Origin of the sequence: Saccharomonospora iraqiensis subsp. paurometabolica YIM 90007, from assembly GCF_000231035.2 — a bacterium.
Taxonomy (GTDB): domain Bacteria; phylum Actinomycetota; class Actinomycetes; order Mycobacteriales; family Pseudonocardiaceae; genus Saccharomonospora; species Saccharomonospora paurometabolica.
On sequence record NZ_KI912261.1, the window covers coordinates 64,761 to 67,244 of the forward strand.

General features: G+C 74.1%; 2 protein-coding genes. One reads left to right on the forward strand and one right to left on the reverse strand.

The window, feature by feature from the left end; genetic code table 11:
- Positions 1 to 1,069: D-alanyl-D-alanine carboxypeptidase family protein (locus SACPADRAFT_RS29400; RefSeq protein ID WP_007027261.1), on the forward strand; the 1,069-nt coding region annotated here is incomplete at its 5' end.
- On the opposite strand, the gene SACPADRAFT_RS29405 is transcribed toward SACPADRAFT_RS29400, so the two are convergent.
- On the reverse strand, positions 1,002 to 2,327 hold the full coding sequence (locus SACPADRAFT_RS29405; RefSeq protein ID WP_157577314.1) for an MFS transporter: 1,326 nt from the start codon (positions 2,325 to 2,327) through the stop codon (positions 1,002 to 1,004). The two genes, SACPADRAFT_RS29400 and SACPADRAFT_RS29405, sit on opposite strands and share 68 nt — an antisense overlap.
- Between the last annotated feature and the right edge of the window lie 157 nt (positions 2,328 to 2,484).

Below are 2,484 nucleotides of genomic sequence, written 5' to 3' on the forward strand. Positions count from 1 at the left end.
GCCGCCACCCGTGCCGGACACCCCGGCGGGCGGGGAGCGGATGGACGAGTGCGGCCCCGTCCTGCCCGCCGGGGCGCCGCAGCCGCCCGAGGGCCTCACGGCCGCGTCCTGGCTGGTACACGACCTGGACACCGGTGAGGTCGTCGCGGCGCACCACCCGCACGGCCGGTACCGCCCCGCCTCACTGGTCAAGACCCTGCTCGCGCTCGTCACCCTGGACGGACTGCGCGCGGACGAGATCGTCGTCCCGACCGAGGAGGACGCGAACCAGGAGTGCACCTGCGTCGGCATCGTGGCCGGTGCCGAGTACACCGTCGACCAGCTTCTCCACGCGCTGCTCATGCGCTCCGGCAACGACGTCGCGCACGCGCTGGCCACCGCGCTCGGCGGGGTGGAGCTGACGGTGCGGCAGATGAACGAACTGGCCATCGAACTCGGCGCGACCGACACGCACGTGGCCACCCCGTCGGGCCTGGACGGGCCCGGCATGATGACCTCGGCCTACGACATGAGCGTGATCTTCAACCACGCCATGCGGCAGCCGCGCTACGCCGAGGCCGTGGCGACGAAGGAGATCCTCTTCCCGGGCGGGCCCGGCGAGGAGGACTTCCCGGTCCGCAACGACAACCGGCTGTGGGGTTCCTACCCGGGCTTCCTCGGCGGCAAGACCGGATTCACCGACGACGCCCGGCACACCTACGCCGGGGCCGCCGAGCGCGACGGCACCCGGCTCGCCGTGGTGCTGCTGCGGGCCGAACAACGACCCGTCCGGGTCGCCGAGCAGGCCCGGCAGCTGTTCGACTACGGCTTCGCCCTGGCCACCGGTGCGGGCACCGACGCCGTCGGCACGGTCACCACCGAACCGTCGACCCCGGAGCCGTCCGACGCCGCCGCCGGTGCGGCCGACGACGGGACCGGCGCCGGGGACGGTGCCGTGGCCGCGGCCGGAACCGGCGAGCAGGACCCGTTCGGGACCACGGGCTGGATCGTGACCCTGGTCGTCACCGTCCTGGTGATCGCCGGTCTGTTCGTGGCACATCGGCGCGGGTTGCTCCGGCGCCCCGAGTGACCCCGTTCTCCGCGGTCCCGGCGGCCGCGTCGCCGTCCCCGGGAGCGTGCGCGTCCCCGTCCCCCGGGCCGTCGGACGTCTCGTCCTCCCGGGACGGCAGCGTCTCCCGGGCCCCGAGCCACAACCCGAGAGCCAGCACGACCACCATCCCGGTGATCCCGAAGGCCGCCGTGTACGACCACCGCTCGGCGACCGCACCGGCCACCACCGGGCCCACCACGGCGCCGACGTCGGCCGCCATCTGGAAGCCGGCCAGCACCGACCCGCCGCGGGCCTTCGCGCCGAGCACGTCGGCCACGGCGGCGTTCTGCGCCGGGTTCAGCGCACCGGCCCCCATCCCGGCGACCACCACGGCCGCGAGGAACAGCCAGGTGTTCTCGCTCAGGCCGAGACCCACGGCGCCCACCGCCAACAGCGCCAGCCCGACCAGCACCGGGATCTTGCGCCCCCGGCGGTCGGCGAACCCACCCGCGTAGAGCAGCACCAGCGCGTTGGCCGCGGCGAACAGCGCCAGCGCGAAGCCGGCGAACGACTCGTCCCGCCCCAGCACCTCCGCGACGAACAACGGCAGCAGCGACATCCGCACCCCGAACACCACCCAGCCGGTGGCCAGGTTCGAGCCGAGTGCCGCACGGTAGCTCGGATGCCGCAGGGCCCGGCCGAACGTCATCGTCGGGGCCGACTCCTCGGACGGGCGCGCCACCAGCTCGGAGTGACGCAGCTGCCACCACACGAGCACCGTGGTGAGCACGAGCGCGATGCCGTAGACGAGGAACGGCGCACGCAGCGAGAACGTCACCAGCCCGCTGCCCACCACCGGGCCGGCGATCCCGCCGAGCAGGAAGCTGGTGCCCCACAGGCTGGAGGCCCGGCCGCGCAGCCGGGTCGGTGAGATCCGGATCAGCAGCCCGATCGCGGAGACGGTGAACATGGTCGACCCGATCCCGCTGAGGGAGCGGAACAGCAGCAGCTGCCAGTAGGTCGTCGCGACCGCGCAGAGCAGGGTGCCCACCGCGACGATGGACACGCCCCACAGGTAGATCGGCCGTTCCCCGAACCGGGTCACCAGCCGTCCGCTCGCGGGCGCGAACACCAGCCGGACGAAGGCGAACGCGCTGACCACCACGGACGCGGCGGTCACCCCGACGTCGAAGCTGGCGGCGTAGTTCGGCAGCGCCGGGCCGATGATCCCGTAGCCGATCGCGATGAGGAAGCTGGCACCGACCAGCACCCAGATCTCGCGCGGGAGCGTGGCCACGTCCCGTCCGTCCGCACCCGCTGTCGCGGCACCCGGGCCGCCGCCCGTGTCGTCGCCCCGGTCGCCGTCACCCGTGTCGGTCACACTCACCCCTCCCCTTCCGGGGCGAGCATAGCCACGGCCCGGCGCCGGTGGACCCGCCCGCACGGGGCCGGCC